24 protein-coding genes and 1 pseudogene are annotated in these 25,930 nt (G+C 32.1%); 12 read left to right on the top strand and 13 right to left on the bottom strand.

Annotated elements, in window-relative coordinates; translation table 11 throughout:
• Positions 1-100 precede the first annotated feature (100 nt).
• From BMY33_RS21930 to BMY33_RS21890, 9 genes are all read left to right on the top strand, one after another.
• The gene (locus BMY33_RS21930; protein WP_091412502.1) at positions 101-433 is read left to right on the top strand and encodes a winged helix-turn-helix domain-containing protein; all 333 of its coding nucleotides are present in this window, start codon (positions 101-103) and stop codon (positions 431-433) included.
• Positions 430-1,002: a molybdenum cofactor guanylyltransferase gene (mobA, locus tag BMY33_RS21925; protein ID WP_091412500.1), complete on the top strand. Its 573-nt coding sequence runs from the start codon at positions 430-432 to the stop codon at positions 1,000-1,002. Before BMY33_RS21930 ends, mobA begins: the two co-directional genes overlap by 4 nt.
• On the top strand, positions 993-1,232 hold the full coding sequence (locus BMY33_RS21920) for a MoaD/ThiS family protein (RefSeq protein WP_091412498.1): 240 nt from the start codon (positions 993-995) through the stop codon (positions 1,230-1,232). The genes mobA and BMY33_RS21920 overlap by 10 nt, the downstream gene beginning before the upstream one ends.
• Positions 1,233-1,245: 13 nt before the next feature.
• On the top strand, positions 1,246-1,683 hold the full coding sequence (locus tag BMY33_RS21915; RefSeq protein WP_091412496.1) for a molybdenum cofactor biosynthesis protein MoaE: 438 nt from the start codon (positions 1,246-1,248) through the stop codon (positions 1,681-1,683).
• A gap of 2 nt (positions 1,684-1,685) precedes the next feature.
• On the top strand, positions 1,686-2,606 hold the full coding sequence (gene moaCB, locus BMY33_RS21910) for a bifunctional molybdenum cofactor biosynthesis protein MoaC/MoaB (RefSeq protein ID WP_091412494.1): 921 nt from the start codon (positions 1,686-1,688) through the stop codon (positions 2,604-2,606).
• 6 nt (positions 2,607-2,612) lie between these two features.
• Positions 2,613-3,620: a GTP 3',8-cyclase MoaA gene (gene moaA / locus BMY33_RS21905; protein ID WP_244543077.1), complete on the top strand. Its 1,008-nt coding sequence runs from the start codon at positions 2,613-2,615 to the stop codon at positions 3,618-3,620.
• A gap of 124 nt (positions 3,621-3,744) precedes the next feature.
• A complete protein-coding gene (locus tag BMY33_RS21900) occupies positions 3,745-5,148 on the top strand; it encodes an ATP-binding protein (protein WP_091412492.1) in 1,404 nt (467 codons plus the stop codon).
• Between the two features lie 217 nt (positions 5,149-5,365).
• Positions 5,366-6,673, top strand: coding sequence for a carboxypeptidase-like regulatory domain-containing protein (locus BMY33_RS21895; RefSeq protein ID WP_091412490.1), 1,308 nt, complete (start codon positions 5,366-5,368; stop codon positions 6,671-6,673).
• A 174-nt stretch (positions 6,674-6,847) separates the two neighbouring features.
• Complete coding sequence (locus BMY33_RS21890; protein ID WP_091412489.1) at positions 6,848-8,299, top strand: S41 family peptidase; 1,452 nt, start codon at positions 6,848-6,850, stop codon at positions 8,297-8,299.
• Positions 8,300-8,382: 83 nt separating this feature from the next.
• On the opposite strand, the gene BMY33_RS21885 is transcribed toward BMY33_RS21890, so the two are convergent.
• The 3 genes from BMY33_RS21885 to BMY33_RS23635 form a co-directional block, all read right to left on the bottom strand.
• A complete protein-coding gene (locus BMY33_RS21885; protein ID WP_091412487.1) occupies positions 8,383-9,261 on the bottom strand; it encodes a follicular epithelium yolk protein subunit in 879 nt (292 codons plus the stop codon).
• Positions 9,262-9,436: 175 nt separating this feature from the next.
• Entirely contained in the window at positions 9,437-9,910 is a 474-nt protein-coding gene (locus BMY33_RS21880) for a hypothetical protein (protein WP_091412484.1), read from the bottom strand.
• Positions 9,911-10,031: 121 nt separating this feature from the next.
• On the bottom strand, positions 10,032-10,181 hold the full coding sequence (locus BMY33_RS23635) for a hypothetical protein (protein ID WP_170837151.1): 150 nt from the start codon (positions 10,179-10,181) through the stop codon (positions 10,032-10,034).
• Positions 10,182-10,373: 192 nt separating this feature from the next.
• Here BMY33_RS23635 and BMY33_RS21875 point away from each other — a divergent pair, with 192 nt between their 5' ends.
• On the top strand, positions 10,374-10,892 hold the full coding sequence (locus BMY33_RS21875) for a lipocalin family protein (RefSeq protein ID WP_091412482.1): 519 nt from the start codon (positions 10,374-10,376) through the stop codon (positions 10,890-10,892).
• A gap of 13 nt (positions 10,893-10,905) precedes the next feature.
• Here the strand turns inward: BMY33_RS21875 and BMY33_RS21870 are convergent, their stop codons facing one another.
• The 9 genes from BMY33_RS21870 to BMY33_RS21830 form a co-directional block, all read right to left on the bottom strand.
• Entirely contained in the window at positions 10,906-12,342 is a 1,437-nt protein-coding gene (locus BMY33_RS21870) for a rubredoxin (protein WP_091412480.1), read from the bottom strand.
• Between the two features lie 2 nt (positions 12,343-12,344).
• Positions 12,345-15,866 (bottom strand): nitrate reductase, encoded by a 3,522-nt coding sequence (locus BMY33_RS21865; RefSeq protein WP_091412478.1) that lies wholly within the window; start codon positions 15,864-15,866, stop codon positions 12,345-12,347.
• A gap of 475 nt (positions 15,867-16,341) precedes the next feature.
• Complete coding sequence (locus BMY33_RS21860) at positions 16,342-16,665, bottom strand: hypothetical protein (RefSeq protein ID WP_091412477.1); 324 nt, start codon at positions 16,663-16,665, stop codon at positions 16,342-16,344.
• A gap of 92 nt (positions 16,666-16,757) precedes the next feature.
• Positions 16,758-17,087, bottom strand: coding sequence for a hypothetical protein (locus tag BMY33_RS21855; protein ID WP_091412475.1), 330 nt, complete (start codon positions 17,085-17,087; stop codon positions 16,758-16,760).
• 389 nt (positions 17,088-17,476) lie between these two features.
• Positions 17,477-18,301, bottom strand: coding sequence for an ABC transporter ATP-binding protein (locus BMY33_RS21850; protein WP_091412474.1), 825 nt, complete (start codon positions 18,299-18,301; stop codon positions 17,477-17,479).
• A 13-nt stretch (positions 18,302-18,314) separates the two neighbouring features.
• The gene (locus BMY33_RS21845) at positions 18,315-19,178 is read right to left on the bottom strand and encodes an ABC transporter ATP-binding protein (RefSeq protein ID WP_091412472.1); all 864 of its coding nucleotides are present in this window, start codon (positions 19,176-19,178) and stop codon (positions 18,315-18,317) included.
• Positions 19,179-19,188: 10 nt separating this feature from the next.
• Positions 19,189-20,286: an ABC transporter permease gene (locus BMY33_RS21840; RefSeq protein ID WP_091412470.1), complete on the bottom strand. Its 1,098-nt coding sequence runs from the start codon at positions 20,284-20,286 to the stop codon at positions 19,189-19,191.
• A gap of 111 nt (positions 20,287-20,397) precedes the next feature.
• Positions 20,398-21,804, bottom strand: coding sequence for a CmpA/NrtA family ABC transporter substrate-binding protein (locus BMY33_RS21835; protein ID WP_091412468.1), 1,407 nt, complete (start codon positions 21,802-21,804; stop codon positions 20,398-20,400).
• 295 nt (positions 21,805-22,099) lie between these two features.
• Positions 22,100-23,500: an MFS transporter gene (locus tag BMY33_RS21830; RefSeq protein ID WP_091412466.1), complete on the bottom strand. Its 1,401-nt coding sequence runs from the start codon at positions 23,498-23,500 to the stop codon at positions 22,100-22,102.
• 456 nt (positions 23,501-23,956) lie between these two features.
• Here BMY33_RS21830 and BMY33_RS21825 point away from each other — a divergent pair, with 456 nt between their 5' ends.
• On the top strand, positions 23,957-24,790 hold the full coding sequence (locus BMY33_RS21825; RefSeq protein WP_091412464.1) for a type IV pili methyl-accepting chemotaxis transducer N-terminal domain-containing protein: 834 nt from the start codon (positions 23,957-23,959) through the stop codon (positions 24,788-24,790).
• 11 nt (positions 24,791-24,801) lie between these two features.
• On the opposite strand, the gene BMY33_RS21820 is transcribed toward BMY33_RS21825, so the two are convergent.
• Entirely contained in the window at positions 24,802-25,485 is a 684-nt protein-coding gene (locus BMY33_RS21820) for a response regulator (protein WP_091412463.1), read from the bottom strand.
• Between the two features lie 254 nt (positions 25,486-25,739).
• On the opposite strand from BMY33_RS21820, the pseudogene BMY33_RS21815 reads away from it, so the two are divergent.
• Positions 25,740-25,930 (top strand): annotated as a pseudogene (locus tag BMY33_RS21815) (alginate export family protein); the annotation flags it as partial.

The raw sequence follows: 25,930 nt of genomic DNA, 5'->3' as shown, positions 1-25,930 counted from the left end.
ACTTGACCAAAATCATACAATTTTGAGGAAATCATAAAAATTTCTGAAAGAGTCTATTCTTCATTTTTTTCGTTATATCTTGCAGGAAACAACGCCCAACATGTACCAAATAAAAAGCAGGATATGGATAGAAGGAGATAAAGGTGTCTTTTTAGGAGAAGGAAGAATTAAAATCCTAAAAGCCATAGAACTAGAAGGATCTCTATCGAAAGCTGCTAAATCTCTTGGAATGTCTTACAAGAAAGCTTGGAATTTAGTCGATTCTATCAATAAAAACGCTTCAATTCCAGTCGTTATTACCAATACTGGTGGAAGCGGCGGTGGCGGTACCAAAATCACTGAATATGGGCTAAAAATGATTTCTGCATTCGAAAATATTAACAAAAATTGCTGGGATTTCTTAGATCAGCAACTAAAAGAATTACAGTTATGAGTTCTACGAAAGATCTGGACATAACAGGAATCATACTAGCCGGTGGTAAAAGCAGTAGAATGGGACAAGACAAAGGCTTAAAGTTGCATAGAGGCAAACCTTTTATATATCATATTATTAAGGCAATTGAATCAATTACGGACAGAATTCTAATCATAACTAACAATCCAGAGTATACAATTTTTGGATATCCTTGTATTAGTGATGTTATTCCTAATTTGGGGCCTGTAGGAGGCATATATACTGGTCTAAAACACACCAAAACAGCACACAACTTAGTACTTAGTTGTGATGTCCCCTTAATTGATTCCTTAGTTTTTAATAAACTTATTGCCTCATATGAATCTAATTTTGATGTAATTACTTTTCAAGATATACCATTGATCACTTTATACAACAAATCTGTCATTAATACTTTTCTTGAAAGTATAAACACAAAACGCTTAAGTTTAAAACAAACATTATCTGCATTAAAGGTAAAAAGCATTCCTATTGAAGAAAGCATAGCTCCTTTTATAAAAAATATAAATACACCAAAACAATATAAAGAAGCAACACAATGGAATTAAAGGTTTTATATTTCGGGATGATTGCTGAAATCACCAATTGTCAAGAAGAAATGATCTTCTTAGAACAAGGAAGTAACGTAGATCAATTAGAAAACTTACTTAAAGACAAATACAGAAAATTACAGGACCTATCATTTAAGATAGCAATTGATAAAGAAATTAAATCAAATATTGTCTTACTTAATACCAAAAATGAAATAGCACTACTACCTCCATTTTCTGGCGGTTAAAAAAGAATAACAAATGAAAAAAAGAAAAACTGTTTTTATAGAGGGACCAATAAAACCTAGTTTTATAGCTAACTCTATTGAAAAACATCAAATCAAAACATCAATTGGTGCACATGATATTTTTTTAGGTCAAGTAAGAGCTGATGAAATTGAGGGAAATATTGTACAGGCTATTGAATATTCTGCATACAAAGATATGGCAGAAGAAAAGTTTCATGAAATACGTGAAGCGACTTTTAGTAAATATGATCTTACCTGTATGCATATTTATCATAGTTTGGGTAAGGTGAAGGCTGGTGAAATTTGCCTTTTCGTATTTGTATCAGCTCCCCATAGAAGAGTTGCTTTTGAAGCGTTAGAGTTTTTAGTAGAAGAAATCAAGAAAGATGTTCCCGTCTTTGGCAAAGAAATATTTGAAGACGAAACTCATGTTTGGAAAGTAAACAATTAAGAATGGTAGACATCACACATAAAAACAACACACTTCGTACTGCAGTAGCGCAGGCTATTGTTAAAGTAGGAGACTTAGAAACTATAGAAGCAATTGTATCTAAAAGTATTCCTAAGGGAGATGTTTTTGAAATGGCGAAAACTGCAGGTTTATTTGCAGTTAAAAGAACTAGCGATATGATTCCGGATTGTCATCCATTACCAATAGAATATACAGCGATAGATTACAAAATCAACAATCTGGAAATCACAATTGAGATGACTGTAAAAACTATCTATAAAACTGGTGTAGAAGTTGAAGCAATGCATGGTGCGTCTGTAGTTGCGCTTACGATGTATGACATGCTAAAACCTGTAGATAAAAATGTAGAAATCCAACAGATCAAACTGCTTCGTAAAAAAGGTGGTAAATCGAGCTATAAAGATAATGGGGAACCTTTTACTGCTGGGGTTGTTGTATGTTCTGACTCTATCTCTGCAGGTCACAAAGAGGATAAAGCAGGTAAAGCAATAATAACAAAATTAGAACAATGCGGAGTTACAATTAATACCTATGTTATTATTCCTGATGAGATACATGAAATTCAACAGCAAGTTAACTCATTAAAGGAGGCTGGTAGTGACCTTATCATTTTTACTGGTGGTACCGGATTATCTCCACGCGATGTAACCCCCGAAGCTCTAACTCCATTAATAGAACGACGTATCCCAGGAATCGAAGAAGCAATTCGTAATTATGGACAAGACCGTATGCCCTATGCTATGCTTTCTAGAAGTGTCGCTGGAGTGATAGGAGAAACATTAGTACTCGCTTTACCAGGATCTACAAATGGAGCAAAAGAATCTATGGAAGCTATTTTTCCTGCTGTATTACATACATTCAGAATACTTAAAGGTGCTAAACACGATGCAAATGAATCATAATTAAAAGTGGATATAGATAATCAGAACATATTAACAGATAGTCTCGGTCGTTCACATACATATCTTAGAATCTCATTAACAGAAAGATGCAATCTAAGATGTACTTACTGTATGCCTGCTGATGGAATACCTCTAAGACCTAAAGAACATCTGATGACAGCAGATGAAATCCTTACTATTGCTAAAGAATTCGTAAGTATTGGAGTTACTAAAATCAGATTAACTGGAGGAGAACCAATGGTAAGAAAAGATTTTCCATTAATTTTAGAGAAACTAGCCGCATTACCTGTAGAATTAGGAATTACCACTAATGGAGTATTAGCGGAACGTTTTCTTCCTCTGTTAAAAGAAAACAATGTTACTACTATTACCATAAGTATTGATTCACTACACAAAAACAAGTTTGAGAAGATTACTCGTCGAAATGAATTCGAAAAAGTCTGGAATACAATTCAGCTTTTTCAGAAAAAAGGTTTTAATGTCAAACTAAATATTGTTTTGATAAAAAATTTCAATGAAGACGAAATCATTGATTTTATTAATTTAACAAAGAATCAAAATCTTACCATTCGTTTTATTGAATTTATGCCTTTTGATGGCAATCAATGGAATATGGATAAATTAGTTACCCAACAAGAAATATTAGACAAGGTAAATTATTCGTTTCCTTTGCAGCTTAAACGATTAACAGACTCACCTAACGATACTTCTAGAAACTATAAAATTGATGGATATAAAGGCAGTTTTGCTATTATAAGTTCTGTTACGAATCCTTTTTGTGATACCTGCAATCGAATTCGTTTAACTGCGGATGGAAAACTAAAAAACTGCTTGTTTTCTGATAATGAATTTTCTCTACTAAAACCTCTTAGAGCGCAAGAATCAATATTTCCAATAATACAATCAGCATTACAGCATAAATTCGCTTCTAGAGGCGGAATGGATACTCCAGATAAATTAGAGAATCCCGAACTACATTCTAAAAATAGAAGTATGATTAGTATTGGCGGTTAGCATCTAAAAGACAATATTATTCATTTATAAAAAAACCCCTATATTTAGCACATATCCCAGTAAGGCCCCAAAATAACCTTATCGGATGATTAACTAACGTAAGATCGTAGTCAAAAAACCATCTATGAATCAAAAATCATGGTTAAAATCTGAAGCTGCAAAATATACCTTTTACGGGATATTATTCGGATTGATATTTCCGATTGTTGCCACCGGTATAGATATTTCTAAATTAAACTTAGAACTTTCTTTAGAATCTATCTTATTTGTACAAAAAAACTACCCAATACATTATATTATTGATACCGCTCCCCTATTCCTGGGACTTTTTGCTATGTTTGGTGGTCGTAATTTAGATAAGTTAAAAGAGAAAAATCAACAAATTCTTCAAGCTTCAAAATTTAAACAAGATTTTTTAGCAAATATGAGTCACGAAATCAGAACTCCTATGGTAGGAGTTATTGGTATGATTGATTTACTTTTTAAAAACACAAAACTAGATGATTTACAAAAAGAGTATGTAAGTACTATTCATCAATCCTCACAGAATTTATTAGACATTCTAAATCAAATTCTTGACCTATCTAAAATGGAGGCAGGAAAATTTTCTTTATCTCCAAAAGGAATTAATCTTAAAAAATTAATACATCAAAATATTGATTTATTCTTAGCTAATAGCAAAGCTAAAGGCATTAATCTAATTTCTGAATATCCAGATACATTACCTGAACAAATCCACGCTGATGATAATCGATTGAAGCAAGTGATATCAAATCTTATTGGTAATGCGATTAAATTTACAAATGAAGGTACTATAACAGTAAAATCATCTTTAATTTCTAAAAAAGGGGAAGAATTAACCTTTAAGATAGAGGTCATTGATTCTGGAATTGGTATTAGTAAAAAAGATCAAGAATCATTATTTAATCGGTTTAGTCAAGTTCATAATGAAGCTATACTTGTTGGAGAAGGAACAGGTTTAGGACTTACTATCAGTAAAAAACTCGTAGACCTAATGAATGGTAAATTAGGAGTACATAGTGAAGTGGGAAAAGGAAGTAACTTCTGGTTTACTTTTAAAACCAAAATATCGAATGTCGTTATACCGTCCGTGGATAAAGCCTTTGATAAAAGTAATGATCAAAAATTTAATCTTCACACATTATTAGTAGAAGATTCGGAAACAAACATTTTAGTTTCTAAGCAGATTCTTAAATATTTAGGATGTACAGCGGATGTAGCAAAGACTGGTAAAAAAGCTATAGAAATGTTTGAGGAAGACAAATATGACCTTATTCTTATGGATATCAATTTACCAGAATTAGATGGTGTAGAGACCTGTAAAATTATCCGTCAAGGATATAAAAAAGTACCTCCGGTAATTGCAATTACTTCTAATGCATTGCCTGGAGATGCAGAACGATTTATAGCAAAAGGACTGGATGATTATATAACCAAACCTTTTACCACAGAAATACTAAATATAAAACTTAAAAACTGGTTTGGTGATCATAGCGGATATCACTAATCTATTTATATATTCTTTTATTATCTTAAAGCAAGATCCAACAATAATTCCTTGAGAATTATTTTCTTGTCCATCACAAAAGCTAGCATCAAGAAACTCATAATTAGCTCATTTTTAACTATTGTACATCAAAATTCATCGGTAAATTTAGTATATTGTATATTTTACATTCTACCTCAAAACTTAAGAATGATAGTATTAACTGAACGAATATAATATGGATAGAAAAAGTACTTTTTTAAGTAGAAATGGTTTTACCTTTTTACTTTGCATATTTTTAATTATTGGATATTCTAATAATCTTCAAGCATTTAGCTTGTTCCAAGATACAGGTATCCAAAACGAACTAAACTACAATGGGTACAAAGGAATTGTAGTAGACAAAACTTCTAACGATCCTTTAATCTCTGCAACAGTTTCTTTAAACGGAACTAATATTTCAACAATTACGAATAGCGAAGGTGAATTTTTATTAAAAGTTCCAAAAAGTAATGCAAGTGCCAATATTACTGTTTCCTTTTTAGGATATAAAGATAAAATAGTTTCACTTTCTACATTAAAAGGAAGCAAAACAAAAATCCAATTATCCGCATCAATCACAGAACTTACAGAAATAAATATTGATCCTCGAGATCCGGAAGCACTTATTAAAGCGGTAATGAAAAAACGTGGCTCAAATTATCAAAGTGATAATACTATTATGACTGCATTTTATAGAGAAACCATAAAAAGAAGGAGAACATACGTATCTCTCTCTGAAGCTGTTGTAGATGTATATAAAAAACCGTATGCTTCGGATAAAAATGATGTGATTAAGCTTTATAAAGCAAGAAAAAGTGCTGATTACAAAAAACTAGATACGCTTACCCTAAAACTTCAAGGAGGACCATCAAGTACTTTATTCATTGATGTAATGAAAAATCCTGATCTTCTATTTACCGAAGACATTTTAAAAATTTATGAATTTAGCTTTGATAAATCTACTAAAATTAATGATCGGTACATATATGTCCTTAAGTTCAAACAAAAGCCTTATATCCAAGATCTTTATTATTATGGAAAGTTATATATCGATTCAGAAACATTAGCATTAACAAAAGCTGTTTTTAGTCTTAAATTAGATGACAGAGAGGAAGCTAGTAAATTATTTGTTAGAAAAAAACCTTCCAGAGCCAAAGTATACCCTACTGTTGCTACTTATAATATGAATTATAGAGAAAAAAATGGGAAATGGTATTATGGATATGGAAAGATTGATTTAGTGTTTAAAGTAAACTGGAAGAAAAAATTGTTTAATTCCACGTACAAATTAAATATTGAAATGGCGGTTACTGATTGGAAAAAGAATCCTGAGAACGAAAATTTACGAGCTAGAGATCGTTTAAAATCCACAGTAGTAATTAGTGATGAAGCTTCTGGTTTCTCGGATCCACAATTCTGGGGAGAATATAATGTAATAGAACCAGAAAAATCTATAGAATCCGCAATTCGAAAAATAAAGAAACAATTACGAAAATTAAATTAACATACTTACATAAGTAATTTGGAAAAACAGGTACTAAGAAAGCACCTGTTTTTTTATACTCTAAATAATTACTTCTCCTATCTAATTTCTTACTTTTACACCTAAGGGAAATAAGAAGTTGTCACATTTTTCATCAAGTGACGTCTTTAAAAATTGTATATCAAAATTTATCGCATGAATCGCATTTGGTGCATTGTATTTTTTATTACCATATCTACTTCACTTTTTGCTCAAAAAACACTCACACCAGAAAAAGCGCAAGAAGATTTTAAAATCTTTGAAAACATATTAAAAAAAGGACATCCTGCACTTTATGAATATATTGATGAAATAACACTAGATTCTATTTTAAGTATTACAAAAGAATCTTTATCTGAGGATATTGAAGACATTGAGTTATTTAAAAAAATGCAGCAAATTACTGACCAAATTAAAGATGGACATTTGTTACTTTTTGCTCCTAACAGTTTAAATACTACACAATACTATTTTCCATTAATACTTAAAATCATCCAAGCAGAATTCTATATAGATACAGATGATTTTGATATACCAATCGGATCAAAAGTAGTTGGTATTAATAATACACCTACTACTACTATCCTAGAAGCCCTAAAAAAATATGCTCCTACAGACGGGCATAATCTTACCAGAAAGTATAGAGATATCGAATTGAAATTCGGATTGTTTTATATGTATGAATATGGCGTACAAAAAGAGTATATTATTGAGTATATAACACCAGATGGTAATGAAAAAAAAATCACCTTAGCTGCAGATTCTTTTGTGAATGCCAAGCACAGAAACATCAATCGTAACTCCTATTTTTCTAACTATCATAGCACTACTGATAAAGTAGCTTTCTTTTCGAAACATATTAACACTAAAGAACCTTTTGTATACTACAGAGATGATTTAAAAACGGCAGTATTGGTTGTTAACTCCTTTGGTGTAGATATCAGGGCATTCAAATCTCGTTTAATAAAGCTTTTTAAAGAAATTAAAAAAAAGAAAGTAAAGCATCTCATTATTGACATTAGGAATAATAATGGAGGCTTTAGACCTAATTCTGTTAATCTTTTTTCTTTTATTACAGATAAACTCTACAAACAAAGAACTAGTGCATTTGTATCATCTTTGGAAATTCCTGAACGCGCATATGTAACTCGAAACTATGGAGAGAAAGAGTTTTTAAAAGACAAATTTTATAACCACCCTAAATATAATGGCTGGAAACTTGATTTTGATGATTTAGAAACTATGATGGTACCTAATAAAAATAAATTTCAAGGAAGAGTGTATATGTTAGCAGGTGGCACTACATTTTCTGCGGGATCAGCGCTCGCTTTATTAGCTAAAAACGATCCAAATATTCTGTTGGTTGGAGAAGAAACAGGAGGCGGCTACTACTCTCATACAGGTCAATTCCCTGTATATTATGAATTACCTAACGCTAAGATTATTATGGTAATGTCTATGGAACGAATTACACATTATGTAAAAGACACCAGTCTACCTAAAGGTTCTGGTGTAATACCTGATCGTACGGTAATGCTTTCTGTAGAAGATCTTATAAAAGGAAAAGACAGTGAACTTGATTACATCTTTAAACTAATAAAAGGATAATAAAATAAATAAACTTCGACAAAGCAATACAATTAAGTACTACCCTATCGAAGTCGGGAAAAACAAAAAAAATTAATATCTAATTAAGCTAATGTAAGTTCGCCAGCAGGAGCATCTGCTAATGCGTGACTCGCTTTTACCTTTCCACTTAATTTATTCTTTAATTCTATTTTAGAATTAGAATAATATCCAATTTCTATATCTTCTGTGGATTGCACTGAGTTTGATACTCCACCTTTAGACATAACTCCTCCGATTCCTAAACTCCAAAAATGATGCTTCTTATACGTAGGGTTATAATTTACAGCAGAGTTTCCTATCAGATAAGCATTATATTTAATTCTTACTTTCATCACACCTCTACTAGCAGAAAGTTCTGCTACAACAGATTCTCCGGGATCTAACTCTACACTTACTCCAGATGTAGAACCGACTGTAATTGACTTAGATTCTTGACCACCAATTCCCCAAGATTGACTATATGACAATGAAGTTTCTCCCTCTGCTCCAGCACCAAGAAACTTTACACCATAACTAAATTTTTGACCTATAGTTAGGGTGCCTCCAGTGCTCCAATTAGAGGATGTCGTATTGTTTAATGATTCTGAGATTGCGACATTAAATGTTCCTTTTATACTACTGTTATTTGTAAAATCTTGTGTTTTCACAATCACTGGCTCTGATGTGATTCCTAATATTTCAGCGCTTTGTACCACCAAAACCATCTGCACCTGAGGCCAACTATATTTTTTATATAAATCTCCCCAAGGTGTCGGACTATGTAAATATGCATCATTAGGAGACTTTCCGAAATACTTGTTTACAGCATCTTTTAATTGTTTATCACCTAGTTTAAAAGTTGTTCTTTCTTCATCCGTGATCACATGTTGAACGGATCCACTTGCATTTACGCTTGATGCTGCTTGATCTTGCCCAGCAACAATACTAATACTAATACCCATAATGATTAATTTAAGTTAAAATTGTTAGTACTTATTTTTTGTGCACATACAAACTAACTAAAAATCAACATTATATACTATAAGTGTTTTCCCGTGTTTTCGTATATAAAGTTGTAAAATTCCCCATTTATTTTACAGAAAAAGAAACATAAAAATGATAGGAGGATATATTATATTATATCAATGAATCCAATACTAGCTCATAATCATACTGTAAATCTTCGTGTAACGTACCTATGGTTTTAGTAATACTAGTGATCTGTCTATCATAAATATTTGTTAGCATTCTATTATTCTTAATAGAAGGGCGCAACATTTTTAACTCTGAACAGAAATGCAATAATATCTCTACCTCTGTTTCTTTTTTACCAGAATATCGAATATACTTCTTACTGATACGTAAAATTTTGCGAACACTTTTTTTGATGTAGTAATAGCTACTGGTATTAATTAATCCAAACTCCTTGGTAATTTCTTCTTGTACCGAAGCTATATAGTTATCCTCGTCAGAAGCTTCATATAACAAATACGTAAGTAGTTCCTTATTTTCTTTTTTAAACTTAGATAAGCGAAGACATAGCGCTACCAATTCTTGTTGTGAACAATTGTTTAACTCTATTTTTAATTCTCTAACTGTAGCAGCTTTCATAAGGACACAACCAATTAACGATTCCTTGCGAACTTAGGAATAAATATTAAGACGACTCCAATGTTTGTATGATAAACACCCAGCAGTTTATTTCTGGAATCTAAAGAAAGTTTTTATCAAATTAGTAAAACTCCCAATAACAATCGTCATAAGAATCATAACTTGAATAACAATTGTAGTGCCATGAAGGTTCATAATCTCCTGCAAGCGTACTTTGTTGATTTTTACTAAGTGTAGTTACTCCTTTAATATCTGTGATTGACTTTTTCATATCGAACTAATTGGTTACATATCACAAAATACAAAAAGCTATACCACTTATGTATAGCTTTTTAATTCTTATTTACTTACACAACTATTAACTAAAGATTATTAATGATACAGAAATCTTTAATATCAAGCACTTAAAAAGAGAGAAATCGGAATAATTTTTGATATAGCATAATCACTAACTTTTAAACTCATGAAAAAATACTACCCACTATTAATCTTGGTTTTTATATTGATTATAACGTCCTCTTGTTCTGATACAAACAAAGAACCTTATCAAATCCCCGAAAATGCAGTAGAACTTATTGCCGGAACATCTGGCAAAACATGGAAAATTGCTAAACGACATAACGATGGCACTAGAATGAATATGGCTGGTTGTTTTTTATCATACCGAAACACCTATTTTCCAGATATGACAGTTAAAGATAATAACAACAAACAAAGAGATTGTGGACCTTCTTTAACCGCTGATTGGGAAATCACTAAAAGTAAAAAAGGACATTATTTCATCAAACTAAAGAGTGATCAACTACCTGAATTAATGAACATCGAGGAAAATCACAAATTTTTTCAGATTACTTACCTCTCTAAAGATAGCTTACAATTACGATATAGGCACGCTCAGTTTTCTGGTCAGGTACGAACAATTGTTGACTTATACGTAGAAGAAGATATTACTACCCCTAATAGGAATTTTCACAATAAATAATAGTTTGTTTCGATTAAACAATCTCTAATGTCATTTTTTCAAAACTATCTTTTGAAGCATCACATAATGCACATTGATAAGATTCTGGAAGTTCAGAAAACTCTGTACCAACTGGAATAGATGATACTATATCCCCTACCGACGGATCGTATATGGTTTGGCATTCTTTGCACTGGAATACTTCGACTTCTATTTTCTCTTTTTTTGCAACAACACCAGCAAAGCTTTCTTCATCTCCTTCTCCAAGATTTTGAAAATATGTTTTAGTTAGTTCAAGTAATATTCCTGGTAAATCCATTTGATCAATATCCTGAGCATATACAATGTATTTTCTAGTATTGGGATTAAAATTTTTAGCATATAAAACATTATAAGTAGGTCTTACTACAAAATCTTTTACTGCTTCGGGTGTTTTATTCTCCTCAATAACTACGGACGTGAAATATCTTTTTTGTTTGCGCCTAATACTTATAGAAAATGTCATTCCATAAGTACTGATATCATTTTGATCAAAATTCATGACCAAAAACTTTTTAAGGTCTAATGCTTTTTGACTTCCCACTGGTAAGTGCCAATTCAATTCTAATGCAGAATGCCTCACATTAATACCAAACTGCCCTAATAACTTTTCCAAGGTCAACTTACATTCTTTAGGAATTCCTTTAATAATAAATGATTTCCAAGGTGTCAAACATATTTTACCAATACGATATTCTATACAAAATTCACAGAGCGCTTTTAAGAATTTTAAATCATACTTATTATTTCGCCAATACAGCCCTAACCAATATTGATTGATCCCCATTTTATTCATTCCTTCATAGTAAGGAAATGGCTTAAAACCAACACTTAATGGCTTTTCGATAGTTCGATTATTGGTATCGATACTCTCATTGAGGAATTGAAAAAGGTCATCAACATTATTTGTTTTTTCATAAATACTTTCAATTTCTTGAGCTACCTTAGCTATATCCCAAGTAAAAATTAAAACAGGATAAAACACCTCTTCCCAACCTGGTAGTTTTAAAAACAAATACCAATAATCTTCTTGACTAGATGCAATAAAATTAAGATCACCAGAGAACAAAGAAACCATTTGTTGTTGCGGATCAGCTATATTTATTTTTAATTTTGGCTTGTACCGAAACTGTTCTAAAATATATAAATATGTAGTTCCTCTTAACCAAACTGTAGAGTTAAAAATATCTATAGAAACATAAGAACAACTAATATTTTGTTCGGCTTCTGGAGCAAAAAAATCAGTATTAAAAGTTTCATGCTTAGCAACTATAGCTCCAGTATTACCTCTAGATGGAAATACAATATCTTGTCTAGATCCAAAATGAAACGTATCTAATCCCAATTCTTCTGCATAAACAATAATGCGTTGTAATTCGCTAGGCGATAAAATCCCTCCTTTAATATTTACTCTATGCATAAACTCTTCCATAACTAAGCTAATTGCATTACATTATTCAACACTTCCTTGACCTCTGGCTTACAACTACCACAACCTAATCCAGCTCCAGTTTTTATACAAAGTTCAGTGAAATCTTCACATCCAGATTTAATAGCTTCTTCCAAGTTGCCTTCACCAACCTGACTACAAGAACAAATTAACTTACCTAATACAGGTTCAGCAGGTTGCGATGATCTGAGCAATTCTTCTCTTTTTTCTGAAAGTTCTATCTTCTCTTCGATCAACCTTTTAAAATCTGCAAACTCACTTTTATCTCCCATCAAGATTGCTCCGACTAACCAATCATTTTTAACGATACATTTCTTATAAAACCGTTTCCCCACATCCATAAAAACAACTTCTTCATAAGATGGATCATCTTTAGGCATATCAATATTACCTATACTACAAAGATCTAGATCTTCAAACTTTAGAATATTCATAAATACAGAACCTCTATATATCGCACTAAAATCTCCTAAAATATACTTTGCTACAATATCTGCTTGTTGTTCTGCCGCTGCTGTAATTCCGAACAAATTACCTTCGAATTCTGCAATCTCACCTACAGCAAAAATATCCGGATCACTTGATTGCAAATACTGATTTACTATAATACCACGACGACAATTAATACCTTCTGTTTTTGCTAGATCGATATTAGGGATTGTACCTATCGAATAGACTACAGCATTACAACTAAAAGACTTTCCTGATTTTAGGTTCACCAATAAAGAGCTTGAATTCTGATTAAAGACAGTATCTACTTCATTATCAAAATGAATCTGTATCCCTTTTTCTCTAACATCCTCTGCTAACAAACGACTTGCAATAATATCCAGCTGCCTTTCCATCAACCTATTACCCCTTTGTATAATAGTAATTTTTACATCCTTTTTGCGTAATGCAGCAGCTAGTTCTAGGCCTAACAATCCTCCTCCAACAATGGTAACATGTTGTTCATTCTCAGGCAAACCACTTTCTTCTAAATATTTTTTCAATTTATCAGCATCTCCTCGATCTCTCATTGTAAATCTACCTGGTAAATGAATAGGAACTTCTTTTGGAACAAAAGCCCTACTTCCGGTAGCCATTAAAACAATATCATATTCATGTTTTTTCCCTTTACTATCTATAAGGTATTTTTCTTCTCTATTAATCTCATTTACGGGGTTACTTGTAGACAAAGTAACGTTGAGGGACTCCATACTGCCTTCTCTCATCTTCTGTAATTGTTCCCAAGTAAGTTCTTCACTCACATATTCTGGTAACAATACTCTATTATAAAACGGATACGGTTCTTTAGAAAACACAGTAATATCATCTTCTGTATTTTGTTCTCTATATGTTTGTATAAAACGATATGCAGCAGTACCTGCGCCTATAATACAGATCTTTTGTTTTTCTTTAATAAACTTCGAAACTTGTACAGCAGAAAATTTAAAATCTGGTTCTTTAGAAATAGGATCAATAATACTAGTAGTCAGATTATTTGCTCTTCCATAATCATTGCCTAAAACTTTACCCCAATGCATCGGAAGAAATACAACTCCTTTACCAATCGTATCACTTACCTTTACCTTTACCTGTACTTTCCCCCTTTTACTTTCGACTACAGCAATATCTCCATCTTTAATTTTCCTAAGAAAAGCATCTACTTGATTTATTTCTAGAAAAGGATGCGGGATATGAGTCAATAATCTGTTTACTTTTCCTGTTTTAGTTCTGGTATGCCATTGATCACGTACTCTACCCGTTGTTAGAATTAATGGATGTTTCTCTGTAAGTAATTCTGAGGTTGGTTTAGTAAATCTTGGTATCACGAACTTTGCATTCCCAGAGTCTGTATAAAATTGCTTGTTCTGAAATAAACGAGCGGTTCCTGAATGGTTTGTTTCTGGAACTGGCCACTGAAAACTACCCTCATTCTTTAAACGATCATAATTTAAACCTGTAATATCTATATTAGTTCCTTTTGTCAACTGGCAATGTTCCTTATACACCTCTTCCACAGATGTGTAGTCAAAACCTCTATAACCCATTTTTTGTGCAAATTTCCAAAGGATTTCTGCATCCGGCAGTGCTTCTCCAGGAGGATCTACTACTTTATTTAAATACGTTATACGACGCTCACTATTGGTCATTGTACCCTCTTTCTCTGCCCACCCAGCAGCAGGCAATATTAAATCAGCATATTCTAATGTTTCCGAGCGATGCGAAATATCTTGAACTACTACAAATTTAGCATTCTTAAGTGCTTTTTCTACCTTATTGGCATTAGGAAGACTGACCAAAGGATTAGTGCATATAACCCATACAGCCTTTAATTTTCCGTTTTCTAACGCATCAAACATTTCTGTTGCGGTTAATCCAGGCTTTTCTGAAATTTCTTTTCCTCCCCAAAAATTAGCAACTTCTGCACGGTGTTCTTTATTACTTAAATCTTTATGCGCAGCTAGCAAATTAGCCATACCTCCTACTTCTCTACCTCCCATAGCATTAGGCTGCCCTGTTAATGAAAAAGGACCTGATCCAGGTTTTCCAATATGACCAGTGAGTAATGAGAGGTTTAAAAGTGCATTATTTTTATTTACTCCAATCGAACTTTGATTTAAACCCATTGCCCAAAGCGTGATAAAACCTTTAGCATTACTAATAAAAGAGGCTGCCTTTTTTATATCCGCTACTGTAATTCCACAAACTTTTGCTGCTTCGTTTAACGACGCAGATTTCAAAGATTCTTTTAATAATTCGAAATTATCTGTATGATTAGCAATAAAATTTTTATCAATCCTTTTTCGATCAATAAGTCTTTTAGCAATCGCATTATATAAAACAACATCTGTACCCGGTATTATTTGTAAATGCAAATCTGCAATATCACATGATTGTGTTTTTCTTGGATCTACAACGATAATTTTAGTATTCGGATTTTTCTCTTTATGAGCTTCTATTCTTCTAAATAAAATTGGATGACACCAAGCTGGGTTTGCTCCAGCAATCATAAAACAATCTGCAAGCTCTATATCCTCATAAGCAATAGGAACACTATCTTCTCCTAGCGCTTGTTTATATCCTACAACTGCAGAACTCATACATAATCTAGAATTAGTATCTAAATTATTAGTCCCAATAAATCCTTTAGTAAGCTTATTTACAAGATAATATTCTTCTGTAAGACATTGCCCAGAAACATAAAACCCAACACTATCTGGTCCATACTTATTGATAATCGTATTAAAGACTGCTACTGCACGATCAAAAGCTTGATCCCAAGAAACCCGTTGTAGCTCATGTCCCTTACTCCACCTCATCTCTGGATATAATATACGATCACTTTTATCCTGTACAACATGATGTAAATTCATTCCTTTAGAACATAGCATGCCTTTATTTACAGGATGATCAGGATCACCTTCTACCGTAATTACTCCTTTAGCATCTTTTTTAGCTATTATTCCACAACCAACACCACAATAAGAACAGGTAGTTTTATAAGATTTAAATGCAGTCATATATCGATTTAAATGTACTTAAGTTTACTATCAAAACTAAGTATTAATACGTATCAAACATAACTTCAGAACCTTTTTCTATCTAAGACTTAATAAAATTACGAATTCGATAAAAAAAACATCTTTAAAAAATGATTATTCGATATTACCTCTGTAACTTTTATCAAGTTATATGTACAAAAAAGCCGGTTATGACTTCTCATAACCGGCAACACAAGAAACACTTAAAGCTACTAGATCTTTAAGGTTTCAAACACTAAATTATCGATGGATACATTTCCATATATTTTTGAATGTTTTCTTATTCCCTAGGTAACAAATTTATTCTTTTGTGATTCGCTAATCCTACTTGTAGATCGCTAATAAAAAATAAACTCTGTTTAATTAAATATTAGATTAAATATACCAATATTAGTTAAACAGAGTTTAAAACTTGTTCTTTTTTACAAAAATTTGTGAACTATACCGTTATAGGTTAAGCAGCTTTCTCAATTCTTCTTAACAAACCTATTTCTATGTACTCTGTGATTTTATCTGCTTTTTCAATTTTCTTAGTATCAATTGGCAACCAACCATCTATTTTAATCATATCATTTGGGTTACTACTAAAGAACATTTCATACTCATATACCCCTGAATTATTCACCCCATATGACTCAGGGCTACTTTTCACTTTATTACTAATTCTCTTTTTAACTATTTCGATTTTAGATGCAAAATTCAAATTACCCGTATCTCCATTCACCTCTACATCTAAAAACTCAGTAATAGCTTCTGTAATTAATTCATTTACTTTCATAATTCATATTATATTTGGGTTTATACTATATTTTTTTAGCGAAATAGGTTAATATAACATACTATTAACCTGAATTTGATAACTAATGTTTGTTAGCTCAAAGAACTACCTATTCTTCTTAACAGTCCTATTTCTATATACTCGTTAATCTTATCCGCTTTTTCAATTCTACTGGTATCAATTGGAATCCATCCATCTATCTTAATCATATCATTAGGATTACTACTAAAAAACATTTCATACTCATAGCCATCTAAACCATTCACCATACCATAAGCATCTGGACTGTTTTTCACTTTACTAGTAATACGTTTTTTCACGATTTCTATTTTAGAAGAAAAATCCAGATTCCCGGTATCCCTATGAACCTCTACATCTAAGAATTCCGTAATTGATACAGTTATCAATTCTTCAATATTCATACTTTTTACTCTTTACTTTTTAAAAATTAAATAAAAAATTAACCCCTATATTTTAATGGGTGTTATTCAATAAAAAACAACCAAAAATAACAATACCCCTAAAAAACAATACAAATCTATACATAAAACACATATAAAAACAAAATACCCCTAAAAAAATAGGGGCATTGACTAAATAATTATGTTTTATCAAAAAAATAATTATTTAAATTATTTATTCTACAATTTAAATAAGTGAAATTTTAAAATCCATCACTTAACACCATAATAATTATTTACATATTTCCTTCTAACTACATATGTACATATAAAAAAAACACTTTATAATGTTATTAAAATAGCAACATTATAAAGTGTTTTACAAAACTATAGTATCATTTTAAATAACCTTAATGTTCTAAAAAATTTATTAAATGCTCTCTATACTTATAATAATCAGGATGTTCCAAAACATCTTTTCTTAAACGAGGTCTTTCAAAGTCAATTTCAAGTATATCTCCAACTTTAGCTCTTGGGCCACTAGTCATCATAATAACTCGATCTGCTAAGAAAATAGACTCGTCAACATCATGCGTAATCATTATTGCCGTTATTTTCTCTTGATTCCAAACCTCTATAAGTACATCCTGTAATTCTCCTCTCGTCAGAGAATCTAACATCCCAAAAGGCTCATCAAGCAACAAAACCTTAGGCTTAAGAGCAAATGCTCGTGCAATCCCAACTCTTTGTTGCATTCCCTGAGACAACTCTTTCGCCTTTTTATGCATGGCATCCTCTAAACCTACCTTTGCTAAATAATACTTAACGATATCATCTCTATCCTTTTTTGTCCCATGAGCGAACACTTGTTTAACACCTAACATCACATTATCATACGCTGTCATCCATGGCAATAAGCTTGGTGACTGAAATATCACTCCTCTATCAGGGCCAGGTCCTTTAATAGTTTGATTATCCGCAATTATAGTTCCTCTTGAAATAGGATTAAGTCCCGCAATCATGGTAAGTAATGTAGACTTACCACAACCAGAATGACCAATTATAGATATGAACTCCTCATGTTTTACTTTTAAATCAAGATCATCCAATACCACATAATCTCCATTAGGAGTAGGATAAATTTTAGTTAACTGAGAAATATCCAACATGTATTTATCTTCAAACAACCCATTATCCGATCTTCTTACTACTTCTTCTTTTTCTAATGCCTCCATTTTCAATCTATTTTTAACTAAAACTTAATCTTCTAAAAGGTGCCGGTTTCATTTTCGGTTTAATATCTGGTAATACATAATCATTTTCTTTTTTTGAAGCTCTTTGCTCTCCTATTTGTATAAGATATTCCATTATACTATTCCGAAGTTGCTTATACTCTTCATTATGATTAAGCGCCGTCTTATCTCTTGGTCTTTCTAAATTAATTTTATATTCAGGGCCAAGTGTAGCTTTAGGACCCGGTTTTAATGGAATAATACGATCCGCCATTAAGATCCCTTCGTCCACATCATTAGTAATCAACAAAGCTGTCTTTTTATCCTTGTTCCAAATTTTAAGAATCTCTTGTTGTAAATTCCCTCTCGTTAAAGCATCTAAAGCGCTTAGAGGTTCATCCATTAAAATAACTTCGGGACTCATAGACAATGCCCTTGTTACAGAAACTCTCTGCCTCATACCCCCAGAAAGTTCTTTAGGAAGCTTACCTATAGCCGGCGAAAGGTTCACCATCTCCACATAATCCTCAACCCGCCTATTCCGATCTTTTTTAGACATTTTATTAAAAGCTTCCTTTACAGCCATCCCTACATTATTACGAACATTTAGCCAAGGGAGCAATGAATAATTTTGAAAAATTACTCCTCTCTCGTGATCAGGTCCAGTTACCGGTTCTCCTTTAAATAAAACCTCACCTTCGTCTGGCATTAACAAACCAGAAATAAGATTTATTAATGTAGTCTTCCCGCTTCCTGTAAAACCTACAATAGCCACAAACTCTCCTTCTTCAATCTCCAAATTAATATTAGATAACACCTGGGTACGATCTTTCCCTACTCCAAAAGACTTAGATACATTTCTTAACTCTATATATGCCATATCTTATATTTTAAGCGGTTTCTTCTGTAAAAGTGACAAACTTCTGTATAGTCAACATAATACGGTCTAACAAGAATCCTATAATTCCAATAATAAACATAGCTACTATGATTTTAGAATTAGAATCATTTGCACCATTTTGGAATTCTTCCCAAACAAAAGAACCTAAACCAGGACTTTGCGCTAATAATTCTATTGCAATCAATACCATCCAAGCCACAGATAATGTTATCCTTAAACCCGTAAAAATTAAAGGAAACGATGATGGCAAAATAATCTTGAATACTTTTTGCGCAACACTTAACTGAAGTACTTTAGCCACGTTAATATAATCTTTATCAACCGAAGAAACCCCCATACTAGTATTTACAAGAGTTGCCCACATAGAACACAATCCAACACTTATAAAAGAGATTATAAAAGAACTATCTGAGTCAGACCCACGAGTCAATGTTTTTACAATCATAAAAACCAACAACAACCATACTACCGGAGATACAGGTTTAAATATCTGAATCAACCAATTCACTGAAGATCTCAATGTTTTGCTCAATCCTAACATAATACCAATCGGAACAGCAATAAACAATGCTAACAAGAAACCTGCAAATACCGTTTTTAAACTTGTAAAAATTTGATCCACAAAAGATGGTCTACCTGTATACGTAATTGCAGCTAAACCCTGTTCTTGTCTTTGAGCATTGGTTGCTGCCACTTTTTCTGCAAAAGCTACTTTTTTATCAGAAATAACTGCGTGATCAGCTAATAATGATTTGTACGCAGTCCAAACTTGCGCTGGTGATGGCAATGTATTAGGTTGACAACTAATATCTCCAGATTCTATACACGTACGCATTTCCAAAGCTCCAACTTCTCCCTGATCTGCTAGAGCTTTCTCTATTCTAGCATCTTTTTCAACATTATAAAGATATGTAGCACCAGAATGCCATAACAACAAAAATAATCCTACCGACAGTATTGGTAATAATACTTTTTTAAGTAAAGCAACTAAATTTTTCTTTATCTCTTCTCCTGTAGCTAATCGTATAGCAGGTTCAAAAAAACCTAACCCTACAAAGTTTAGAATATGTATTGACCTATCTTTCATTTTATTTTTTTTAAAAACTTATTTCTCTCCAATTATCCTAACACCTTATCGAACTAAGTATTTAAGATTATTTGATTTTTTATGGAAGAGAAATAAAAAGGGAGCCCCTTTTTATTTCTCAATGCTTGAAACACCTTCCACATTTTCTTTATTACCAATACCAAAGCTATTGATATACCCTATCGGATCCTTAGCATCATATTTATTACCATCAATAAAATCGGTAGTTACCGGTTTATAACCATCCGTTTTAGGCAATTCAGAAGCTTCTAAATGCCCTTCTTCCACCAATAAATTAGCTGCTTTTGTCCATATATCAGGACGATAAATATCTTTAATCGTAGTATCATACCACTCTGCAGATTTACTTTCAGGAATTTGCCCCCAACGTCTCATTTGAGTCAAGAACCATATACCATCGGAATAAAAAGGATATGTTGCATCATATCTATAAAACACATTAAAATCAGGCATCTCCCTTTTATCTCCTTTTTCGAACTCAAAAGTTCCAGTCATAGAGTTTGCAAGAACCACCTCATCAGCTCCAACATATTCTGGCATCGATAATATCTTAACTGCCTCCTTACGATTCCCCGGAGTATCCAACCACTTACCAGCTCTAATTAATGCTTTAGTAACTGCTGTAGCTGTATTTGGATATTCTTTTACGAACTTCTTTGTCATCACAAACACCTTCTCTGGATTATTTTTCCAGATATCATAGTTTGTGGTTACCGGAACACCTATTCCTTTAAAAACTGCTTGCTGATTCCATGGCTCTCCAACACAATACCCATATATTGTTCCAGCTTCAAGAGTAGCTGGCATTTGTGGTGGTGGAGTTACCGATAATAATACATCTGCATCTATCTGTCCTTGAATATTATCCTTAGAATACATTCCTGGATTAATTCCTGCGGCAGCTAACCAATATCGTATTTCATAATTATGTGTAGAAACAGGAAATACCATTCCCATCTTGAAAGCTTTTCCTTCATTCTTATAAGACTCTATCACAGGCTTTAAAGATTCTGCGGTAATTGGATGAATTGGTTTTCCATCCTCTCCTTGTGGTACATTAGGTTTCATTTTAGACCAAACATCATTAGACACCGTTATACCATTTCCGTTTAAATCCATAGAAAATGGAGTCACCAACTCTGCTTGTCTACCAAAACCAGCTCCAGCTGCAATAGGCTGTCCCGCCAACATATGAGAACCATCTAGTTGACCATCTATCACTCTATCTAGTACATTTTTCCAATTTGATTGAGCTTCCACGGAAACAAATAAACCTTCATCTTCAAAAAAACCTTTCTCTTTAGCGATCGCTAAAGGAGCCATATCTGTTAACTTTATAAATCCAAAAGTCAATTGAGGCTTCTCTATTACCAATTTAGATGTATCTTCTTTTGCATTCGCTTCACTAGATGCTATTTCTTTTTTCTTTTCTCCTCCACAAGACAAAAAAATCATTGCAGTCAAGAAAATCCCTATTTTAAAATTCATTGTTTTCATAATTCAGTTTTTAAAGATTCAGCTAATAGAATATTTCAAAACTAAGTATAAATACTTAATTAAAATGTTAAAATTACGTATTTAAATAAGTATTTTTGTTTTGTAAAAATTATAGGGAGAATATTATTTTATATAAAAAATTAGCAGCATATTTTTAACAGAATCGCAAAACGGTCAAGAAGAAACTTATCAAAACATCTAAAAATCAACAACGTACAGCAAAAACAAAAGGCTTTCATACGAACAATGTTTATTATTCATACAAAAACCTTTTTATATTGATACTTAACATAAGTTAGTTCGGCACAGGAATACCTTTCATCTCTTTCTGTATAGCTTTTTCATCTTCGGTAGAAAATTTTATTGCTAAAGAAACTACTGCAGTAATCACCACAAAAATACCAATCAAAAAATAACCTTCAGATACTGCTTGTGAAGCAGCAGCAGCTTGCGCTGCATTCACTACATCTTCTCCAAGGCCTTGATTATCCAAAATAGCAGTCTTCTCTGCTATTGCCGATTTTGACTTCAATACCATGGCAGCTACAAAGGCTCCCACGTTACCTCCTGCACCCACAATACCAGAAATAGAACCAATCGCTTTTTTATTTATAAAAGGTACCACCGAAAAGGTGGCACCCTCTGCCATCTGAACAGAAAGACTAAAACCTACCAAAAAAACAACCCCAAAAGTTAATCCATTCATTCCAGAAAATAAAGACAACATTACCCCCTCAATCGCAAGTATTACCGCAAGAAACAACACACGACCTCGCAACCCTTTTAACCTACCAAAACGATCTCCAAAAAAACCTCCTAACGTTCTAGCAAAAATATTCATCAATGCAAAAGACAATACTAGGTTTCCAGCTGTAACCCGTTCTAACTGAAATGTATTTTGAAGATAATCATCCATTGTTCCATATACCGTAAGTTCCATTCCGAAACAAGCTGCATATATTACAAAAAGTATCCATACGCGATAATCCTTAATCGCTGACAAAAAACTCACCTCATCCTTCTTTGATTGTGGTAACTCTCCCTTAACTTTTAGTTCTTTATAATTTCCATTAGGTGTATCTTGCGTAAAAAAGTAATACACAATCCCCATTAAAAAGCAAACAACTCCCGCTATTACCATACAATACCTCCAAGCTTCTGTTTCTGCAATACCAAAACTCACCACTCCAGCAGCTATTAAAGGCATTCCTAGGCGATTTGCACCACCTCCCAGATTACCCCATCCAGCAGAAGTTGCATTTGCGGTACCTACTATATTAGAAGCAAACATAATAGAAGTATGAAATTGTGTTATCACAAAAGAAGCTCCAATAAAACCAATAAAAAGTCTACAAATTATAAACTGCATTGGAGTTTGCACTAGTCCTAATAATACAACAGGAATTGCCCCTAACATCAACAACCAAGTGTAACAGATTCGAGGACCATATTTATCACACATTTTACCTATAAAAAGTCTTGCAAATACAGTTCCCGTAACAGCCACAATAATTGAATTCCATTTTTGATCTGGAGTTAACCCTAAATCTCTAACCACATCAGGCATAAAAGGAACAATTCCAAACCAAGAAAAAAAACATAAGAAAAAAGCAATTGAAGTTATCCAAAAAGTTCTAATTGAAAGATTTTTGAAGTTTAATAGATTTAGTGTAGTAGACTTCCCTAAGGCATCCATATTAACGTATTTTTTAAGTTTAAGTTTTATTTATCACAAAACAAACTAAGTACTAATACCTATAAAAAACAATACTTTAGTTAATATATTAAGTATTAAACCTCATAATTACGTATTTAATAATACAGAGAGTCCATAATTACAGAATCAACAATCTAGGGTGTCAAAAATTTAAAGCAATATTAAAAACATGCTTAAACAATAGTTAAACAACTGCTAAACAAATATTTAACTGTTTAACAATATCGTAAATATGGAAATCCCATAACTCAAGAAGCACAACAAAAAGCATTTAATAGGACTACGTACTAAATATTTGGTTTTCTCAAAAAAAAATAAGTATTTTGATAAATATATCTCTGTAGCGTAAATACCTTTTTTACAAAAAAAACACCATAAACCCCTTTTAATATGGTTAACCCCAATAATAATTAATAACAAAGTAAAAACTTACTTATGAAAAAGAAGAGCACTACAATTTTATTGACCATCCTTATTGCCCTTGTATTCAATACACACCTAACAGCTCAATCAAACAAATACGGGGCTATCAGTTATGCAAAGGCTATAAATATCTCAGGAAAACAACGAATGTTATCTCAGAAAATTTCTAAAGCTTATTTGTTAACCGCTAAAGGAATTAACGATCAATCGATAAAAAAGGAATTAAACTCCAGTAAGTTTATTTTCGAAAAACAGTTACAAATACTTACAAAAAATGCTTCCAGTAGTTCCACCAAACTTTCTTTAAAAAAAGTAAGAACATTATGGGATGAATTTAAAACAATCATTGCAAGTACTCCAGACACTCAAAATTCCTTAAGAATAGTAAAAGCAAATACCAATTTATTAAAATCCTGTAATGAAGTAGTTATCAGTATAGAAAACAGCTACAACTATAATAATCAATTTTTTCAGAACAAAAACAAAGATTTAGCTAAGACTATAAATATATCTGGAAGACAGCGAATGTTATCGCAACGACTATGTTTATATTATACCGCAACTACTATGTTTAAAGGAGATAGTCCTGAATATAAAAAAGTACTAAATGAAACCTATGAAAAATTTGATAACACTATTGGAGAATTATTAATCAGTAATTACAACAGCACCGACATAGAAGAAGAATTAGGTGTTGTAATGTCCTATTGGGAAAAGCTTCAAACCAACAAAAATGGTCTATTAAATGGTGATTTTACCTTACAAGAAATGTTCGCTACTACAAACCAACTAACAAAATCTTTTAATAAAATCACTAATTTATATGAAGATGTAGCAACCAATTAAAAAACTAAGAGTCAGGGAATCATATCATATTCTCTGGCTTTTTTACTCAATTCTAATACATTTTTAACCGCCATTTTTTTCATTAGATTAAAGCGATGAACTTCTGTAGTTCTTTTACTTATATCTAACTCAGCTGCAATATCTTTATTAGTCATGCCAGACACTGCCAACTTAAGTATCTGATTTTCTCTTTTCGTAAGATCAAACGGATTATTCTTTTCCTTTTTACCAACTTCAGCTAATTTTGATGGTTTTTCCTTTATGCTTTCATCACTGTTTTTAAGTAAATTTTTAACTAAAATAGAAGAAACATCTCCACTAAAGTATTTATTTCCTTTACTTACTGTAGATAACGCTTTCAAAAACTCCTCTTTACCCGCATCCTTAAGCAGATATCCATCTGCACCCGCATTAATTGATTGCAAAATATACTCATCAGAATCATGCATAGACAGCATGATTGTTTTAGAAGACACTGACAATGTAGTAAGCTCTTTTACTGTTTCTATTCCAGACATTTCGGGCATTCTTATATCACATATTACAATGTCAGGACACAAAGACTGCACTAACTCAATTGCTTCTCTACCATCAGAAGCTTCTCCAATAACCTCATATTGCTTTTCATCCTCTAGGAGCGAACGAATTCCATCCCTAACTAAAAAATGATCATCTACCAATACAATACTCACCATACTTTCTAATACTTAATTACGTATTCTTTACAAACAAACTACTTAGCAATCAAAGATAAGAATAATTCAAAAATACTATCAATAATTTAATAATTCTCAAAAGAAGAATACGTATTTTTATTTAATAAAAACATTAAAAATACGTATTAATACTTAGATTTGTAATTCAATTAATACGTCAGCTAATAGAATTAATTGAAAAGAACATAGCAACTGTGAGAATTACTTATACTCACACCAAACAAATTTAAGAAATGAAAAATAAGTTATACTATGCCATACTATTAATAGTATTGGTATTTAAGGGGAATGCTCAGGAATTAAGTATTGATGCAGACATAAGACCCAGAGCAGAATATTTACGTGGTTTCGGGAATCTTGTTCCATCAGGAGTAGATGCTGCTATATTTGTACAACAACGTTCTCGTTTAAAATTTGGATATAC

The sequence above is a fragment of the Aquimarina amphilecti genome (assembly GCF_900109375.1).
Lineage (GTDB): Bacteria > Bacteroidota > Bacteroidia > Flavobacteriales > Flavobacteriaceae > Aquimarina > Aquimarina amphilecti.
The sequence above is the reverse complement of the archived record's forward strand: the minus strand, read 5'-3'. Positions and strand labels throughout refer to the sequence as shown.